18 protein-coding genes and 1 tRNA gene are annotated in these 17,367 nt (G+C 63.9%); 11 read left to right on the forward strand and 8 right to left on the reverse strand.

Going from position 1 to position 17,367, the window contains the following annotated elements; translation table 11 throughout:
- Nucleotides 1-353 precede the first annotated feature (353 nt).
- Nucleotides 354-986 carry a LabA-like NYN domain-containing protein gene (locus tag ACZBJS_RS00415; protein ID WP_016844002.1) on the forward strand — a complete coding sequence of 211 codons (633 nt, stop codon included), beginning with the start codon at nucleotides 354-356 and terminating at the stop codon, nucleotides 984-986.
- Nucleotides 967-1,626, forward strand: a complete 660-nt coding sequence (locus ACZBJS_RS00420; RefSeq protein ID WP_076834401.1) for a uracil-DNA glycosylase — start codon at nucleotides 967-969, stop codon at nucleotides 1,624-1,626. Before ACZBJS_RS00415 ends, ACZBJS_RS00420 begins: the two co-directional genes overlap by 20 nt.
- A gap of 220 nt (nucleotides 1,627-1,846) precedes the next feature.
- Here the strand turns inward: ACZBJS_RS00420 and ACZBJS_RS00425 are convergent, their stop codons facing one another.
- From ACZBJS_RS00425 to dapA, 4 genes are all read right to left on the reverse strand, one after another.
- Nucleotides 1,847-2,428 carry a peroxiredoxin gene (locus ACZBJS_RS00425; RefSeq protein WP_463438249.1) on the reverse strand — a complete coding sequence of 194 codons (582 nt, stop codon included), beginning with the start codon at nucleotides 2,426-2,428 and terminating at the stop codon, nucleotides 1,847-1,849.
- 113 nt (nucleotides 2,429-2,541) lie between these two features.
- Nucleotides 2,542-3,015, reverse strand: a complete 474-nt coding sequence (smpB, locus tag ACZBJS_RS00430; protein WP_076834415.1) for an SsrA-binding protein SmpB — start codon at nucleotides 3,013-3,015, stop codon at nucleotides 2,542-2,544.
- A gap of 1 nt (nucleotide 3,016) precedes the next feature.
- Nucleotides 3,017-3,433 carry a large conductance mechanosensitive channel protein MscL gene (gene mscL / locus ACZBJS_RS00435; protein ID WP_057020874.1) on the reverse strand — a complete coding sequence of 139 codons (417 nt, stop codon included), beginning with the start codon at nucleotides 3,431-3,433 and terminating at the stop codon, nucleotides 3,017-3,019.
- A gap of 59 nt (nucleotides 3,434-3,492) precedes the next feature.
- Nucleotides 3,493-4,383 carry a 4-hydroxy-tetrahydrodipicolinate synthase gene (dapA, locus tag ACZBJS_RS00440; protein WP_076834417.1) on the reverse strand — a complete coding sequence of 297 codons (891 nt, stop codon included), beginning with the start codon at nucleotides 4,381-4,383 and terminating at the stop codon, nucleotides 3,493-3,495.
- Between the two features lie 331 nt (nucleotides 4,384-4,714).
- Between dapA and ACZBJS_RS00445 the strand changes: the two genes are divergently transcribed.
- Complete coding sequence (locus ACZBJS_RS00445) at nucleotides 4,715-7,201, forward strand: transglycosylase SLT domain-containing protein (protein ID WP_410469698.1); 2,487 nt, start codon at nucleotides 4,715-4,717, stop codon at nucleotides 7,199-7,201.
- A gap of 239 nt (nucleotides 7,202-7,440) precedes the next feature.
- Nucleotides 7,441-7,534, forward strand: a tRNA-Ser gene (locus ACZBJS_RS00450).
- A 240-nt stretch (nucleotides 7,535-7,774) separates the two neighbouring features.
- Here ACZBJS_RS00450 and ACZBJS_RS00455 read toward each other — a convergent pair.
- Nucleotides 7,775-8,083 carry a hypothetical protein gene (locus ACZBJS_RS00455; RefSeq protein WP_157340985.1) on the reverse strand — a complete coding sequence of 103 codons (309 nt, stop codon included), beginning with the start codon at nucleotides 8,081-8,083 and terminating at the stop codon, nucleotides 7,775-7,777.
- A 239-nt stretch (nucleotides 8,084-8,322) separates the two neighbouring features.
- On the reverse strand, nucleotides 8,323-8,583 hold the full coding sequence (locus ACZBJS_RS00460; protein ID WP_253639738.1) for a hypothetical protein: 261 nt from the start codon (nucleotides 8,581-8,583) through the stop codon (nucleotides 8,323-8,325).
- 748 nt (nucleotides 8,584-9,331) lie between these two features.
- Between ACZBJS_RS00460 and ACZBJS_RS00465 the strand changes: the two genes are divergently transcribed.
- A complete protein-coding gene (locus ACZBJS_RS00465) occupies nucleotides 9,332-10,006 on the forward strand; it encodes a hypothetical protein (protein WP_316394983.1) in 675 nt (224 codons plus the stop codon).
- Nucleotides 10,007-10,171: 165 nt separating this feature from the next.
- The gene (locus ACZBJS_RS00470; RefSeq protein ID WP_141341851.1) at nucleotides 10,172-10,453 is read left to right on the forward strand and encodes a hypothetical protein; all 282 of its coding nucleotides are present in this window, start codon (nucleotides 10,172-10,174) and stop codon (nucleotides 10,451-10,453) included.
- A 423-nt stretch (nucleotides 10,454-10,876) separates the two neighbouring features.
- On the opposite strand, the gene ACZBJS_RS00475 is transcribed toward ACZBJS_RS00470, so the two are convergent.
- The gene (locus ACZBJS_RS00475) at nucleotides 10,877-11,785 is read right to left on the reverse strand and encodes a DMT family transporter (RefSeq protein WP_316394984.1); all 909 of its coding nucleotides are present in this window, start codon (nucleotides 11,783-11,785) and stop codon (nucleotides 10,877-10,879) included.
- Between the two features lie 96 nt (nucleotides 11,786-11,881).
- On the opposite strand from ACZBJS_RS00475, the gene ACZBJS_RS00480 reads away from it, so the two are divergent.
- Nucleotides 11,882-12,670 (forward strand): AraC family transcriptional regulator, encoded by a 789-nt coding sequence (locus ACZBJS_RS00480; RefSeq protein WP_316394985.1) that lies wholly within the window; start codon nucleotides 11,882-11,884, stop codon nucleotides 12,668-12,670.
- 213 nt (nucleotides 12,671-12,883) lie between these two features.
- Here ACZBJS_RS00480 and gcvA read toward each other — a convergent pair whose 3' ends face one another.
- Nucleotides 12,884-13,783 (reverse strand): transcriptional regulator GcvA, encoded by a 900-nt coding sequence (gcvA, locus tag ACZBJS_RS00485; protein WP_316394986.1) that lies wholly within the window; start codon nucleotides 13,781-13,783, stop codon nucleotides 12,884-12,886.
- A 187-nt stretch (nucleotides 13,784-13,970) separates the two neighbouring features.
- Here gcvA and ACZBJS_RS00490 point away from each other — a divergent pair, with 187 nt between their 5' ends.
- The 4 genes from ACZBJS_RS00490 to ACZBJS_RS00505 all read left to right on the forward strand — a co-directional run bounded on the left by ACZBJS_RS00490 (nucleotide 13,971) and on the right by ACZBJS_RS00505 (nucleotide 17,365).
- Complete coding sequence (locus tag ACZBJS_RS00490; RefSeq protein WP_082654056.1) at nucleotides 13,971-14,477, forward strand: PaaI family thioesterase; 507 nt, start codon at nucleotides 13,971-13,973, stop codon at nucleotides 14,475-14,477.
- Nucleotides 14,474-15,736 (forward strand): MFS transporter, encoded by a 1,263-nt coding sequence (locus ACZBJS_RS00495; RefSeq protein WP_316394989.1) that lies wholly within the window; start codon nucleotides 14,474-14,476, stop codon nucleotides 15,734-15,736. The genes ACZBJS_RS00490 and ACZBJS_RS00495 overlap by 4 nt, the downstream gene beginning before the upstream one ends.
- A gap of 69 nt (nucleotides 15,737-15,805) precedes the next feature.
- Complete coding sequence (locus ACZBJS_RS00500) at nucleotides 15,806-16,528, forward strand: helix-turn-helix domain-containing protein (protein WP_316394990.1); 723 nt, start codon at nucleotides 15,806-15,808, stop codon at nucleotides 16,526-16,528.
- 72 nt (nucleotides 16,529-16,600) lie between these two features.
- Nucleotides 16,601-17,365, forward strand: a complete 765-nt coding sequence (locus tag ACZBJS_RS00505; RefSeq protein WP_253623791.1) for a sulfite exporter TauE/SafE family protein — start codon at nucleotides 16,601-16,603, stop codon at nucleotides 17,363-17,365.
- The last annotated feature ends 2 nt before the right edge of the window (nucleotides 17,366-17,367 follow it).

A 17,367-nucleotide genomic window follows, 5' to 3' on the forward strand; every position in this document is an offset into this window, starting at 1 on the left:
GCTCCGTGGTAAAAGGGACCGAACATGTAGGTTATGAGGGTTAGTTATAGGCCTAGCCCCGGTTTCGCAAGGTAAAATTTGTGATTTGCCTTCCGAACAGGCTCTGATAACCCGGTCTGACGGGGGCCAGAAGGGCCGGAGCGTCTGACGACATGGCCAGGTTGCTGTCCCAGGCGAGTAAATCTCTTCATTGCAATGTCAAGGGTCTAGGCTTTTTGCCCTCGCCTCACCATAATTGCGGTGGTGACTGTCGTGGGGAAAGATTCACAGAACTTTAGGCAGCAACGCCGGAAATTGCGCGCGGTTGATCACCGCCGCGCTAAGAACACTAACAACCACGCGAGAACACTTTGATGTCGTCACCTGTTTCCAACAAGATCGCGCTCTTCATCGACGGAGCGAATCTTTACGCCACCGCAAAGACGCTGGGCTTCGACATCGACTACAAGCGCCTCCTCAAGGAGTTCCAGAGTCGCGGCACCCTGCTCCGTGCGTTCTACTACACGGCGATCATCGAGGATCAGGAGTATTCGTCGATCCGCCCGTTGATCGACTGGCTCGATTACAACGGCTACACCGTCGTCACCAAGGCGACCAAGGAATTCATCGACGCCAGCGGCCGCCGCAAGGTGAAGGGCAACATGGACATCGAGCTCGCCGTCGATGCCATGGAACTCGCCGAGCACATCGACCAGATGATTCTGTTTTCCGGCGATGGCGACTTCCGTTCGCTGGTGGAAGCAGTGCAGCGCCGCGGCGTTCGCGTCACGGTCATCTCCACCATCGCCAGCCAGCCGCCGATGATCGCTGACGAGCTGCGCCGCCAGGCCGACGTCTTCACCGACCTCGTCGAGTTGCAATCCAAGCTTGGCCGTGATCCGTCCGAACGCCCGGCCCCGCGCGAACCGCGCCACCACTCCCCGCAATTCCTGCAGCGCGCGACCACCATGGCCCCACGGGGAGCCGATGACGATTTCGACGAGTAATCTCGTCGCTGCTGCTACGCGCCCCGACAGCAACTGTCAGCTTTGTGTCAGGCTGGCCGACTTCCGCGCGCAGGCGCGCGCACTGCATCCGGACTGGTTCAACTCGCCGGTGGAATCGTTCGGCGATCCGAATGCGCGGTTGTTGATCGTGGGGCTCGCGCCGGGCCTGCAGGGCGCCAACCGCACCGGCCGTCCCTTCACCGGCGACTACGCCGGTGATCTGCTCTACGCGACCTTGCTCGAATATGGTTTTGCCAGCGGCGTCTATCAGGCGCGGCCGGACGACGGCCTGAAGCTGGTCGACGCCCGGATCAGCAATGCGGTGCGCTGCGTGCCGCCGCAGAACAAGCCGCTGCCGGCCGAGATCAACACCTGCCGGCAATTCCTCCGCGCCACCATCGCCGCGATGCCGAAGCTGCGCGCGATCGTGCTGCTCGGGCGAATCGCCCACGAATCGACTCTCAAGGCACTGGATGTTCGTTTGGCTGCCGCGCCCTTTGTGCACGGTGCCGTGCATAGTGCGGGCAAATTCAAGCTCTACGACAGCTACCACTGCTCGCGCTACAACACGAACACGGGCGTGTTGACGACCGATATGTTCCGCAAGGTCTTCGCGACCGTGCGCAAGGAGCTCGGCTAGCGCCCCTTCCGGTATCCGCTTTGCGAACCGCTATCCAAAGCATGCAAATGCTGGACGCTCGCGCGACTTCGGAATAATAGAAAATACCCCTGAATTGCCCGACGTGTCAAGTTGCCTGGGTGAACGCCGGCCGCCGCCGGCTACTTTGCATGGGGTTGTTTTCGATATTCTGGCAGCGCGACCTGCGACGGCCCCATAACTTCGTATTGCTCTAGTCTAGCTAGTCCGACCGCGGATTGGCCTTCAGCCATTCCAGCACATCTCCGGCGTTCCGGTCGGGCGGGAACACCGGATAGAACACATGCGTGATGCGCGCGTCGTCGATCACCAGCGCGAGCCGCTTGATCAGCGTCAGGCCCGCCACCGACATCGTCGGCAACTTCAACGTGTGCGTCAGTTCCAGCGCTTCGTCGGACAGCACCGGGAACGGCAGATGCAGGCGCGAGGCCATCTCGGTCTGGTAAGCGTTGCTTTGCGTCGACAGCCCGAACACCTGGGCGGCACCGGCCGCCTTCAGCTCGGCGAACAGATCACGGAATGCGCAGGTCTGCGGGGTGCAGCCGCGGGCGCCGGGGATCATATCCCAATCGTCGACCAGCCCGATCTTGCCGAGCTCGCCGGTTCGCGGATAGGCGAACACCACGGTGCGGCCCTTGAACGCCGACAGCGCCACCGCGGTGTCGTCGGTGGCACGCAGCCTGACCGGCGGGATCGTCATGCCGGTCAGATGCCCCGCGCCGCCGTCATCCGTCGGCGCCGGAATCTTGCTCCAGTCGACGTCAGTAAGGCTCGATTGGCTCATGACCCAAATCTCCCTCGGTCGTCATTGCGAGCGAAGCGAAGCAATCCATAGAGACGCGCACTGGACAGATGGATTGCTTCGTCGCTTCGCTCCTCGCAATGACGACTTGAACGCTATCCCCGCGCCCGCATCAGGCGGCCCTTCTCGCGGCTCCAGTCGCGCTTCTTCTCGGTCTCGCGCTTGTCGTGCAGCTTCTTGCCCTTGGCGACCGCAAGCAGCAGTTTGGCACGGCCGCGCTCGTTGAAATACAGCTTCAGCGGAATGAGCGTCATGCCCTCGCGGTCGACCGCTCCGAGCAGCTTGTTGATCTGCTTGCGATGCAGCAGCAGCTTCCGCGGCCGCTTCGGCTCGTGGTTGAAGCGGTTGGCCTGCAGATATTCAGGAATATTGGCGTTGATCAGCCAGATCTCGCCGTTCTTGGAATCCGCATAGGATTCCGCGATCGTGCTCTTGCCGTTGCGGATTGATTTCACCTCGGTGCCGGTCAGCGAAATGCCGGCCTCGATCGTGTCCTCGATTGCGTAGTTGAAGCGGGCCTTTCGGTTTTCGGCAACAACCTTGATCGGGCGTTCGTTCTTCTCGGCCACTTTAGCTCTTCTTGAGGAGGTCGCGGATTTCCGTCAGTAGCACGACTTCGTCGGACGGCTTCGGCGGTTCGGCGGGCTTGGCCTCATCCTTGCGTTTGAACTGATTCATGAAGCGGACGACCATGAACAGCACGAAAGCGACGATCAGGAAATTGAGCGTCAGCGTCAGGAAGCTGCCCCAGGCCAGCACCGCGCCCTGCTTCTTGGCGTCGGCGAGGTTGGTCGCGTTCACGGCCTTGGAAAGCCCGGTGAAATAGTTGGAGAAGTCGAGTCCGCCCGTGATCGCGCCGATGATCGGCATGATGATGTCGCCGACCAGCGAGGTGACGATCGCGCCGAAGGCTGCACCGATGATGACGGCGACGGCGAGGTCGACGACATTGCCCTTCATGGCGAATTCGCGGAATTCCTTCAGCATGCCCATCCCCTTCTGCTCGACATTGCGCACGGCACTGTTCACGGCGGTCGCGGTCCGGCTCAGTTGATCAGGCCGGCATGGACCATGGCGCTGCGGACCGCCTGGCGGGTCGCTTCGGTGACCGGCACCATCGGCAGGCGCAGCTTCTCGTCGAGCTTGCCGAGCAGCGACATCGCGTATTTCACCGGCGCCGGATTGCTCTCGATGAACAGGTTGGTGTGCAGCGGCATCAGCTTGTCATGGATCTTCAGTGCCGTGGTGACGTCGCCCTTCTGCCAGGCGGTCTGGAACTCCGAGCACAGCCGCGGCGCGACGTTCGAGGTCACCGAGATGCAGCCGTGGCCGCCATGGGCCATGTAGCCGATGATGGTGGCGTCCTCGCCGGAGAGCTGGTTGAAATCCTCGCCCATCGCGGCGCGCTGCTGCGAGACCCGCACCATGCTCGCGGTGGCGTCCTTGACGCCGGCGATGTTCTTCAGCTCGAACAGCCGCTTCATGGTGTCGACCGACATGTCGATCACCGAGCGCGGCGGGATGTTGTAGATGATGATCGGAATGCCGATCGCATCGTTGATCGCCTTGAAGTGCTGATACATGCCTTCCTGCGTCGGCTTGTTGTAGTACGGCGTCACGACCAGCACCGCGGTGGCGCCGGCCTTCTCGGCGTGCTCGGCGAGCTCGATCGCCTCCTTGGTCGAATTCGAACCGGCGCCGGCGATCACGGGCACCCGGCCCTTGGCCTCCTCGATGCACCACTCGACCACCCGCTTATGCTCGTCGTGGCTCAGCGTCGGGCTCTCGCCGGTGGTGCCGACCGGCACCAGGCCGTGGGTGCCCTCGGCGATCTGCCAGTTCACAAGGCCGCGGAAGGCGGCTTCGTCCACCGAGCCGTTTTTGAAGGGCGTCACCAAGGCAGTGAATGATCCCCGGAATTTTGTCTTGGCTGCCATGGACTTCCTCCAAACGCTTCAGGCTAAAGGCTAGGTCGACGGACCTTTGTTGTTGGCGCGCTTCACGTCCGTGCGACCGGCACCCGGTTGTTGCGAAACGCCATGAAAGGCAATTCATATCGGGTCTGGCGGACAGGCGAAAGGGCCGTACCGTACCTATTCCCAGCGGTAATCTGCGGCGCGCGAAATCGTTTCCAGCCGCGATTTTGCCGTTGTGCTGGCGCAAACAGCCGCACCGGCAGGCTTCTTAGTATTTTGTGTACGTTTTCAATCAAATAAGAACCCATGGCCCAAACGACCAGATGATTCGGGGCCGCAGAGGACTTCTGTGATCCGTTCCGTTCGTGCAGGCACATTGCGGTCGACGGCGCTGGCGACGAGCCTGGCGCTCGTTGTCGGCCTTGCCGCCATCACGGCCGATGCCTGGGCCGCCGAGGATGCTCCAACCGCGAAGCCGGCTGCCCAAGACGCGGCTTCCAAGGGCGCCGCCTCCAAGACCACGCCGAAGTCCACGGCTCCGAAGGCGGCGGCTTCAAAGCCAGCGGCAATCAAACCCGGCGCCGCCAAGACTGACGCTGCCAAGACCAACGCTGAAAAGACTGACACTCACAAGACCGAGGCTCACAAGACAACGTCGTCCAAGTCCGGCGCGGTCAAGACAGACGGAGCCAAGGCCGCTCCCGCCAAGACCGAAGCTCACAAGGCAACGGCTCCGAAGCCCACGGAATCCAAGGGCACCACGTCCAAGACCAACACATCCAAGACCACCGCGGCCAAGCCCGCCGCTCCGGCTGCAACGGGAACTGTATCGAACAGGTCGGTGCCCGCGCCCGCACTGGTTCCGGCAACCCGCCAGCATGCCGCGCCGATCGCGCGCAAGCCGGTGCTGCCTGCGGCCGTGGCCGCGACATCCTCGACGTCGCAGTCGGACAAGGAAGCGCTTGCAAGCGTCGTCGAGCTGCTGCGCAAGCGCAAGCCGGCGGACGTCACCGAGGCCGAGGCCTCGATCTCAGATCCGGTCGCGCGCAAGCTTGCCGAATGGCTGATCCTGCGCAGCGAGGACAACGGCGCCTCGGTCGAGCGCTACCGCGCCTTCCTCGATGCCAATCCGAGCTGGCCGTCGCAGACCTTCCTGCGTCGCCGCATCGAGGCGTCGCTGTGGGACGACCACCGCGACGACTCCGCGGTCTGGGCCTGGTTCCAGAATGAATCGCCGGTCTCGGCCAAGGGCCGGCTCGCGCTCGCCAAGGTGATGATCGGACGCGGCGACCGCGGCAATGCCGAGCGGCTGGTCCGCGAGGCCTGGCGCAACGACGGGATGAGCGAGGATACCGAAAACACCGCGCTTGAGCTGTTCGGCTCCTTCCTCACTGCCGGCGACCACAAGGCACGCATGGACACCATGCTGTACGGCACCGACAACGAGGCCGCCGGCATGCGCGAAGCCAAGCGCCTTGGCTCCGGCTACGTGGCGCTCGCGAAAGCACGCATCGCCGCCACCCGCAAGGGTTCGAACCTGCGCGCGCTGCTGGAAGCCGTGCCGAGCGAACTCTCCGGCGACACCGGCTACTTGTTCGCCAGGATCCAGTTGCTCCGCCGCGAGGAGAAATTCTCCGAAGCCGCGCGGCTGATGCTGAGCGCACCGAAGGAAGCTTCCCGCCTCTACAATGTCGACGAATGGTGGATCGAGCGCCGGCTGCTGGCGCGCAAGATGATCGACACCAACGAGTTTCGTACCGCCTATCTGATCGCGCGCGACGCGGCGCTGCCGGCCCGCGACATCTACAAGACCGAGCAGGAATTCACCTCGGGCTGGATCGCGCTGCGCTTCCTCAACGATCCCGCCCTCGCCGCCCAGCATTTCGCGCGGATCGGCGTCGGCAGCGCCAATCCGACCGCGCTGGCGCGTGCCGGCTATTGGCAGGGCCGCGCCGCCGAGGCCGCCGGCCGCGGCCAGGAGGCGCGCGCCGCCTACGGACGCGCGGCCGAGCAGTCCACCAGCTATTACGGCCAGCTCGCGCGTGCCAAGCTCGGCCTGCCGCAGATCGAGCTGAACAGCGCGCCGCGCGGCCGCGGCGCCGAGCGGCTGGAGATCGTGCGCGCGGTGGCGCTGCTCTACGAAATCGACGCGCGCGAGCTCGCGATCCCGATCTTCGGCGACATGGGCGACAATGGCGATCCGGAAGCCCTTGCCGGCCTCGGCGAGCTCACCGCGCGCCACGGCGATGCCCGCGGCATGCTGCTGATGGGCAAGGCCGCGCTCAACCGCGGACTGCCGTTCGATCATTACGCCTATCCGGTCAACGGCATCCCCTCGTTCCGCCAGGTCGGGCCGGAGGTCGAGCAAAGCGTCGTCTACGCGATCGCGCGCCAGGAGAGCGCGTTCAATCCTGCGGTGGTGTCGCCGGCCCAGGCCTACGGCCTGATGCAGGTGACGCCGGACGCCGGACGTTACGTCTGCAAGCGCGCCGGCATCGGCTTCGACCTCAACCGGATGAAGACCGATCCGGTCTACAACGCGATGCTCGGCGCCGCCGAGCTCGGCGGCCTGCTCGAGGACTATCGCGGCTCCTACATCCTGACCTTCGCCGCCTACAATGCCGGCCGCGGCAGCGTGCGGAAGTGGATCGAGCGCTATGGCGATCCGCGCGATCCCAAGGTCGACGCGGTCGACTGGGTCGAGCTGATTCCGTTCTCGGAGACGCGGAACTACGTCCAGCGGATCATGGAAAACCTGCAGGTCTATCGCGCCCGGTTCGGCGGCGGCACCAAATTGCAGATCGAGGCCGATTTGCGACGCGGCGCCAGCGTGGAATGAGCCGGCGCAACCGGTTTTCAACAGGCTGGGCGACCGCAGCTTCCAGCCTCGACCAAAGATCCAGCTAATCTATTGTTATATCTTGCATTTTAAGCAACCGCGCGCTCCGATACGAGCCGATCGGCGCGGTTTATAAAGGCTTGGGGACGGCCGGCGGCCGAGCTGCCCTCAAATCACCTTGGCGCAATCTGAATCTGCCGCTTGCGGCTCAGCGCCCTCTCGGGCATATCGGCGCCATTGGAGACGTGGCCGAGTGGCTGAAGGCGGCGGTTTGCTAAACCGTTATAGGCTTGTAAAGGCCTATCGAGGGTTCGAATCCCTCCGTCTCCGCCAGCCAACTATTTGTCCAGCCCGGAGACATGGGTAACAGGTCGTGCCTAAGACATGGTGACAACCTCGTGCGAGAGCATGGTCAAATTCATCTCTCAGAATCGCGCCCATTTTCCGAAACTTGAGACGGCGATCAGTTCGACCGTTACTGCAAATATGACCAAGGCTGGATAAAGAAGCGCCGCCGGGACAATGCCATTTCGAGCCCGGCGACGTACTTTTGGCGTGCTGAACGGCGCTCCCTTAAAGTTCAATCTCGATTGCCATGTTCGCGCGCACAAGGGTGGTCAAGCCCGCTTTCAATCTCTTCGCTTGCCAGGTCTGGAAAGCTGGATCGGCGTTCAGCTTGTCAACCGCCGCGCCATAAGCCGAAAACGTCTCAAAATTTACTGAGAAAACGAAATTGCCGGCTTCACCGACGGCGACAGACCAGAACCTTGGTTTGCCACCATGCTTGCGCCAAAGCCCGGCACTCTCCTTTGCCAATTCGAGTATTCCTGCGAGGTCACCGCCTGGATTCGGCTTGACCACGTACTGCACGACTACTGCCATGCTACCCTCCATTGAAATTACAGGAGGAGCGCATGCGAGGCTGTTTTTCGGTCGTGGGGTTTGATCTAGGTCAAGCAATCCAGCGACGCGACATGGGTACTTAGCTGCCCCGGCGCGAACCGCGATGGCATAGTGCCTGCACTCTGGACCGTGCTGGGGATTTCAGTGTCCCAGTTCAGGAAGGAAACGCCGCCGGGCGTGTATTTTTGAGACCGGCGGCGTACTTTTTGGGGATTCGATCAGATCCAGTCGGTTGCCCAGCCGGGCAGACGACGCGGAAGCGGCCTATCGAGCAGGCCAGCGAACAACACGGCGAGCGCCGCACCTTTGATGGCGCCTTCGCCGTTGCTCCATCCGAAATGGGGGACCGCCGAGGCAATCGCCCATATCCAAAACGGTGTTGGCGTGCGACCGCTGACTGTGACTTCGAAAGTATTTTCCAGTTCTCTTGTTCGCCCGGTATTGTCCATAAGCCGCAGAAAAAGCAGCCCTTTACTCACTCTTGAGCGGCGGTCCTAAGAGGGTCGTCCTGGAGGAATGCCGGCATCGGCCCCTGGCCTGGACCGGTTGTCACCTCCGCGTGAATGAAACATCATTCCCGGCTCCGCGAAGCGAGCACGCAACAAACCGCGCCCACCATCCCCGCATTGTTTATTTCACCTGAACATTTCCGGGGTAAAGCCATGCAGCAAGACAGTGGCATCCACTTCCAGGATACCGACCAGGTTCTGCGTAACGCCCAGCTTCGCCGATCCGCCGACTTGGGTCCCTGGTTACGGCAGCGCTTCTCATCCAAGGCAGGCAGGCTCGTGGTCGCAACTTCGCTGGCTTGCATGGTTGTTGTGCTGGCGATCGCTGCTGCCCCGCGGCCGGTCTCGAGCGCTGCGCTTGGCAGCGAGTGGCAATGTAGCAAGGCAGCGTTTGTCCTGACGACCTGCCGTCAAGCCGACCCCGCCCGTTCATAGCAAGCAGCCGCATTGGGACGTACGGTAGCGACGTCAATTGGCTCTGGTGAAACCATTTGTCCGGCGGCTCCGTAACTGGAGCGCCGGCCTATTTCTTCCATTTTGGCACTACGGGCCGGCTGGGGCCGTTCGGTCTTTCCCAGTCACGAACGGCCCCACTTTTAGGCCCATCCATGAACCGCGTCAGCTTTCCCTCGGCTTGATTATTTGGCATCAAATGATCAAGGCGCCCGCGCGAAGAATCCGCCGGCCGGTCGAGCTCGAGCTGAAGGCGAAGAAATAGATGGATGGCCCAAGTCGCGGTCTCAGGTCAGCGATCTGTTTCGCGCTGGTTCTCGTTCTGCCTGCTGCGCAGACGCCGCCGACGCTGCATTCGCGGGACGAGTGGCGTGTGGTTGACAAGGAATGCCGCGACGTCTTGCCTGCGCAGGCAAAGATACGGGCGTGCCTCAACCTGCTGAGCGATCGACGCCTCTCGACCGCTTATCTTGCGTCGATCACCGGCGAAATATCGAGCACCTTCCAAGGCTTGCGGGACTACGGCAACGCAATCAAGTACAAGAAGATCGAAATTGAACGTACCTCGGCGAGGCAACCTTCTTCGTCGGGTGACGCACTTCCTGCCAGTCTCGGTGCGATGTCTCTGCGTTACACGGAGCTCGGGACACTCCAGGCGCTCAATCGCCAAACCAATTTCGGCAGTCAGTCGGATGAAGCGCGCCGAGGCGCCACTGAGGAGCAAAGCAGCTACAACCTTGCGCTTCAGTACAACCCGATGAACTACAGGGCATATCGATACCGGGCTGAAATTCGCAGCCAATTCTGCGACAGCGCGTCCGCCGCTCAAGACATGGAAGCAGCGGTCAGGTTTGCCGAACAGGCGGGAGATCAGGACGCCGCGCGAGACTACAAGCGCATCACGCTGGGTGCTTGCGTTCCGGCGTGGCGGCGAGACTAGTCCGAGCCATCAAACTGTCGCCCCCCCTGGCGGCACACGCCGCGCCGCACCGCCCCGACAGTGTTCTTACGGACCCCCAACTGGCAGGGAACTTGCGATGTATCCGTGAATAGTTCGGCGCCAGCTGTTCTCGGTGTGCCGAACTCAGACATTCGGAGCACGCAAATGAACATGCATCATCGTTTTGAGACAGCTGGCGGACGTAGCGGACGCGAGTCGACGGTCAGCAAGATGCTGTCCGATCTCGTCCTGGCCTGCCGGCAGATCGAAGCCGACATCGCGACCGAAGAAGCGCGCGTGGGAATTTATGACCGATCGGACGCGAGGTATCCGATTTTGGCAAGGTCGCTCAATGAGCGGCACGCCAATCTCAAGGGAACGATTGCCACGCTCGAAAAGCGCGTCGCCGAGAGATCTCAGCACAAGCTGGTGACCGACGCAGCATAGCTCGGTCTTTGACCAGCTCCTTGCACGCGGGCAGAGCGATCGATGCGATGAAGCATCAGTGCGGCGGCGACGACGTCAGCCGCTGCCGCGGGTGGATGGATCGAGGTTTCGGTTCTCGCCGGGCGGGATCGGGCCAAAGCCCGGATATACGTACCGGTCCGGAGACACGACCTGTTCACTTGGACGGATGATGAGGTGCTGTCGCCCGCGACGATGATGCGCCTTTGCGGCGTCAGCATCCGCACTCCACAGGACCACAAGGGGCAACGTCAGGGCTAAGGCAACAGGCAAGCAAACACGCAAGGCAACACGCATCACGATCACTCCGTTTCACCGAACAGGTGATCGCCGAGCGTAGCGCTGTATTCTGCCCTGGCTTCTCACATGCGATCAAAACAGCGAGATCGGCGATCCGTCACTTCGTTATCGCGCACCGATCGTGATCTTTAGCGGCCGCGGCAAGGCTTGCGCGCAGGCGACACCGAGCAGCGCGAGGCCGCCGCCGATGACGTGGAACGGCCTGACCGGCTCGCCGAGCATCACGATCGCGGCCGCGGCCGTCAGCACCGGCAAGAGATTCATGAAGATCGCGCAGCGGTTCGGGCCGAGCTGCGCGACGCCGCGGATCCAGAGGAACGGCAGCACGACCGAGGCGAGCGCGCCGGCATAGACGATCAGCGGCAAAGTCTCGGCGTTGACCTGACGCAGCGGCGCCGGCGTCGCGAGGAACGCGGGAAACATCACGGCCAGCGCGCACAGCGCCTGCATGTAGGTGGATTGCCATCCAGTGATCGGGAGATTCCAGCGTTTCAGCAGCACGCCGTACAGCGCATAGACGATCGCGGCCAGCAGCATCAGCGCGTCGCCCGCATGCACGCCGTTCTGCAATAACGACGACAAGTGGCCGCCGCTGACGAGATAGACGAGGCCCGCAAACGACAGCGGCGCGCCCCAGATCATGCCAAGCGTCGGCGGTTCGCCGAGCAGCGCGGCACTGAGGGCGACCGTCAAGAGCGGCGTCAGCGCGGTGAACACCGCCATGTTGGTCGCGGTGGTGGTCTCGGCCGCCAGATACGACAGGCTCTGGAACAGGCACATCGCAAGAAAGCCGAGGATCGCGAGCGGACCAAGATGCGGCCAGATCGCACGGCGATTGCGCCAGGCGCCGCGCGCCACAAACGGAGACATCAAGAGCACCGCGACCAGCAGGCGATAGAAGGTGATCGCCTGCGGACCGATCGTGTGCGCCGAGAGGCGAGAAACGATGACGTTGCCTGCCCACAGCACGATGGCAACGAAGGGATAGAGAAGTGCGACTTTCTGCTTGAACATGACCCGGCAGCGCGTTGGTGAAGGACGCTCCAGCAACTACCTGTCGCGCTAACGTCCGTCTCACGCTAGAATGACCTCACCTAGTGAGATTGGGACATGCGAGATGAAGACGTGTTGGACGAGCTGACCACACGGCACCTCGACTATCACGCCACGGCGCGGCCGATGGCGGCGATGGAGATCGAGTATCCGAGCGGCGCGTCGACCGGCCTGCACGCGCATCCGCGCGGCCAGCTGCTCTATGCGATCGAGGGCGTGATGGTCGTGCGCTGCGCTGAAGGCACCTGGGTGGTGCCGCCCAACCGGGCGGTGTGGCTCGTGGCCGATCTCGCGCACGAGGTCCGGATGTGCGGCGCGGTCAAGATCCGCACCGTGTTCGTGGACGCCGACGCGGCTCCCAATCTGCCGCGGGCCAGCTGCGTGTTCGCGGTCTCGCCGCTGCTGCGCGAATTGTTCGTCGCCGCGATGCGCGTCCCGCTGGACTATGCGCCCGCGACCTCCGACGAGCGCCTGATGCGCGTGCTGCTCGACCAGCTGCGCGAAGTCGATGTGCTGCCGCTGCACCTGCCGATGCCGCGCGACGAAAGGCTCGCGCGGATCTGCGCCGCGCTGGTGGCCCACCCGGACGATGGCTCCACGGCGGAGCAATGGGCGCGCCGGCTGAAGCTGACGTCGAAGACCATCCATCGTCTGTTCGCCAGGGAAACCGGCATGACGTTCGGCGAATGGCGTCAGCAGGCCCGCCTGCTGTTCGCGCTCGAACGCCTCGCGCGCGGCGCCCGCGTGATCGATGTCGCGCTCGATGCCGGCTATGCCAGCCAGAGCGCCTTCACCGCGATGTTCCGCAAGCATTTTGGCCTGCCGCCCAACGCGTTCTATCGGTAAGCCGTCCACTGCCGCTGTGCTCCGTCTCCCCGTTCTTACGGGAAGAGGGTTGGGGTGAGGGCTGCATCCGCAAAACAACTTCGAGTTAGACTTGTGGAGATTCCCCCTCACCCGGATCACATTGCGCTTCGCTCCATGCGATCCGGCCTCTCCCCGCACACGGGGCGAGGTGAAGCAGAGTCCGTTGCTCGACCTGGCATAATCTCGTCGCGTTTAGTGCTCCGCCGCCGACTGGGCCTCCGGTCCCAGGATCCATTCCCTTAACGCCGCGATCTTCGGAAGCGACTGCCGGTTGTCGGGACAGACGAGATAGTAGGCGAACTCCTCCAGATGCGCAGTCTCGAGCAGCTGGACCAGTTCACCGCTCGCGATCTCATTTGCCACCATCGCGGCCGGCAGCAGGCCCGCGCCTTGCCCCGTCAGCACGGCCTTCAGCAGAAGGCCGCTGTCATCGAACGAGGGTCCGCGCGGCGTGCGAACCTCCGCGATGCCGTTGGCCTGAAACCACAGGCTCCACCCCTTGCGATCGGCGTCATGCACCTGCGGCCAGCCCGCGAGTTCGCCCGGAGATGCCGGCCGGCCAAGTCGCTCAACCAGCGACGGCGATGCCACCGCCACCATCTCCACGGTGACGACGCGGTCGCTGCGCAGCCCCGGATAGCGGCCAAGGCCGTGGCGCACCGCGACGTCAACGCCGCTGCGCGAGAAATCGACCACTGTGTTGCTGGTGACGATCTGCAGATCGATCTCGGGATGCGCATCCTGGAACGAGGCCATGCGGGGCACCAGCCAGGCCGACGCAAAGAACGGCGTGACGCTCACCGTGAGCGTGCCGACATCGACCGATGCCGCGACGCGGCGCGAGGCATCCGCGATCTGGCGAAACGCGTTGCGGATCGACGGCAGATAGTCGCGGCCGGCGTCGGTGAGATAGATGCCGCGCGGAACCCGCTCGAACAGCTTCACGCCGAGATCGGCTTCGAGCGTCTTGAGCATCTGACTGACCGCGCCCGGCGTCACGCATAGCTCCTCGGCCGCGAGCTTCACCGAGAGATGGCGAGCAGCGGATTCAAACGCCTTGAGCGCGTTCAGGGGTGGAAGCCGGCTTTCCATGATTTAGATTTTCTAATCTGAATTGCCCAGCAAATCTGGTTTGCCAACTCGGCGTCCCGGGCGCCTTATCAGCTTAATCCGATGCTGAAAGCCGCGTCAACGCAGAGAAAGTCGAAATCATGGAACTTAGATTTTCTAACCTTCTTTGCCGCTCCCGACGGCTCCGTTTTCTTGATGGAGCCAAGCCATGACTGAGGTCGCAAGCAAGCTCGGCCTCCGCGAGATCGCTGCCGGCGGCCAGACCGGCCCGCTCGTCGAGCGCATCAACGCGTCGCAAGCCGGCAGCCTGCCCGGCCTGCTGGACTTTCAGTGGCTCGAAGCCGGACGCGGCCACATCCGCGGCCGCTTCGAGATTGCCGCAAAACACTTCTCGCCGCACGGGCTGCTGCACGGCGCAAGCATCGTCGCATTGGCCGATACCGCATGCGGGTTCGGCTGCCTCGCGTCGTTGCCGGACGGCGCCATCGGCTTCGCCACCGGAGAGTTGAAGACCAACTTCATCGGCGCCGCGCGCGAAGGCGGCATGAGCTGCGAGGCGCGCCTCGTTCACGCCGGGCGCACCACCCAGGTGTGGGACGCCGAGATCCGCACCGAGGCGACGGGCAAGACCATCGCGCTGTTTCGCTGCACACAGATGCTGCTCTACCCGCCGAGCAAGGCCGGTGGTCATGCGGCACAGGGAGAACGATCATGAGGAATGCCGTCATGCACGCCGGTTATCAACGCGCCAAGCCGTTCTACGGCTGGTACGTCGTCGCAGCAGCCTTCGTCGTGACGCTGATCGGCTTCGGCAGCGCCTACACATTCTCGTCCTTCGTCGAGTCCCTGCAGCGGGAGTTCGGCGCCTCGCGCGGCTCGGTGTCGCTGGTGTTCTCCTTCGCTGGCTTCCTGTATTTCGGCCTGGGGATGATCTCCGGTCCCCTTGCCGATCGCTGGGGCGCACGCAGGCTCGCTGGCCTCGGAATGGCGCTGGTCGGTCTCGGCATGGTGCTGGCGGGACAGGCCCAGACCATCCTCCAGGTCTATGCCGCCTACAGCATCGGGATCGGCGCCGGTGTCGGTTGCGCCTACGTGCCGACCTTGGGCGCCGTGCAGCGCTGGTTCGTCAGGCGGCGCGGTTTTGCGTCGGGCCTCGCCGTCAGCGGGATCGGGGTCGGCACACTGGTGATGCCGCCGCTCGCGACCTGGCTGATCACGAGCCTCGGCTGGCGCGATGCCTATGTCGTGCTGGGCGTTGTCGCCGCCGTCGCCGGGATCGGTGCATCGCTGCTGATCGCGGACGATCCGCGCCGCTACGGCACCGGACCGGACGGCGATCCGCTCGAGACGGTATCGGGCGCGCCGCTCCGCCAGGGCGTCTCGATCCGCGCTGCGGTACGGAGCGCGCGCTTCGCCGGGCTCTATGCCGCCTGCCTGATCAGCGCGTTCGGCGTATTCGTGCCCTTCGTGCACCTCGTGCCGTTTGCGGTCGATCATCAGGTGGCGCCGACGCTGGCCGTGCTGTTGCTCGGGATGATCGGGGTTGGCAGCACGGCCGGCCGGTTCTTCCTCGGCGGCATCGCCGACCGCGTCGGCCGCGATGCATTCCTGGTCGCGATGTATCTCGGCATGGCCGTCTCGCTGGCGATTTGGGCGATCGCCGGCACCTTCTGGTCGCTCACGGTCTTCGCGCTGCTGTTCGGCCTGTTCTATGGCGGCTGGGTCGCGATCCTGCCCGCTGTCGTCACCGACCATTTCGGCGGCCGCAATGTCGGCGGCATCATCGGCATCCTCTACACCAGCGTCGCGGTTGGCACGCTGCTGGGCCCGAGCGCCGCCGGCTTCGCCTACGACATCAGCCACAGCTACTTCATTCCGGTGGCGATCAGCGCGGCCGCCAACCTCGTCGCCGCCCTCATTGCAATGGCGACCATGCGAACGGCCTCGCCGATCGCCTCGGTTGAGCAGGCGTGAGGCCCTCATGACGGTCGGTGACCCCCGTGCTACGCTCGGAGATCACCGCCCCATCGTTTCGAGACCTCCGTGATCGCTCGCCTCGCCATGACCAATGCCTGGACTTATCGGCGAGCCGACAGGGAAGACATCGTTGAGCTGGCATCGTGGCGCGGCGCCGGCTCGCTTGGCCTCAAGCCGCACTTCCATGACGAGAACCAGATCGTGCTGGTGCTGTCAGGGTCGCGCGCCTTTCGCATCGGCGGCGCGACCGTCACCGTGCGCGCCGGCCATGCCGCGCTGATTCCGGCCGGAATGCTGCATGCGCCGATGACGATGTCGGACGAGGAAACGGTCTGCCTGAACGCCTACGTTCCTGCCGGCCGCGTCTGCTCATCGGTGCGGATCATCCGTTTCGGGCAGCGTTGGCGGAACGTCGACGAGATCTCGCCTGGGCACGTCAGCGAGATCGCCGACGACATCCTGTCGTGCGCGCCGTCCCACCCCGCCGGGTGCACCGACAAGACGAAGCTCGGCATCACGCTGACCGAGAGCGTCGCGCCGATCGGAGCGATTGCCGCCGGCTTCGGGCGAAGCCGCGAAGGCTTCAGCCGCATGGTCAGCCGCGAGCTCGGCATCCCGCCGCATACCTTCCGTCTGCTGGCCCGGCTCAATCTTGCCCGGCAATTGCTGCGCGCCGGCGCCCCAATCGCAGCAATCGCGGCCGATGCGGGCTTTTCTGACCAGAGCCACCTCACCCGGCTGTTCCGCCGCACCTTTGGCACGACGCCGGGCGTCTACTGGCGCGGCTGAAGTGACGTCACAGACGTTCCAGACCGATTGGCGCGCCGCCCGCTAGCCTGCTCACCCTCAAGAGGGTGAAGGATGGATACCCAGACAAGTCTTCTGCTGCTGGCGGCCGGGGTCGCCGGAGGGATCATCAATGCACTGGCGGGCGGCGCCACACTCATCACCTTTCCGGCGATGCTCGCTGCGGGCCTGCCGGCCGTCATCGCCAACGCGTCGAATGCGGTGGCGATCTCGCCGGGGCATTTGATCGCGGCGCTCGCCGATCGCGGCAAGCTGCCGCCGCCGACGCGGCGCACGATCAGCTTCGTCGTGATCGCCACGGTGGGCGGCGCGGTCGGCGCCGGCGTGCTGTCGCTGCTTCCCGAGCGGCTGTTTCTGCTGCCGGTGCCGGCCTTGATCGCATTTGCAACGCTGTTGTTCGGCTTCGCGCCGCAGATCCAGGGATGGACCGTCGAGCGCCACAAGGCCGCGGCCTTGCCCTCGACCAGCGCGAGCGGTGCTGTCCTGGGATTGTCGTGCATCTATGGAGGCTTCTTCGGCGCCGGTCTCGGCGTCATCCTGACCGCGGTGCTGTCGATCACCGAGCCCGGCGACATCAGGGCGATCAAGGCGTTGAAGAACCTGCTCGCGACCTGCGTGTCGCTCGCTGCCACATTGATCTTTGTCTTGCAGGGAGCAGTGCGATGGCCGGAGACCCTGGCGATGCTGCTCGGCGCCATGGTCGGCGGCTATGCCGGCGGTTTCCTGATCCGGATCCTTCCCGGCCACATCGTCCGGCAGTTCGTCATCGTGGCCGGAGCGCTGATGACGGTGGTCTACGCGGCGCGATACTGGTTCTAGGT

The organism is Bradyrhizobium sp. KZN70725 (assembly GCF_055264925.1).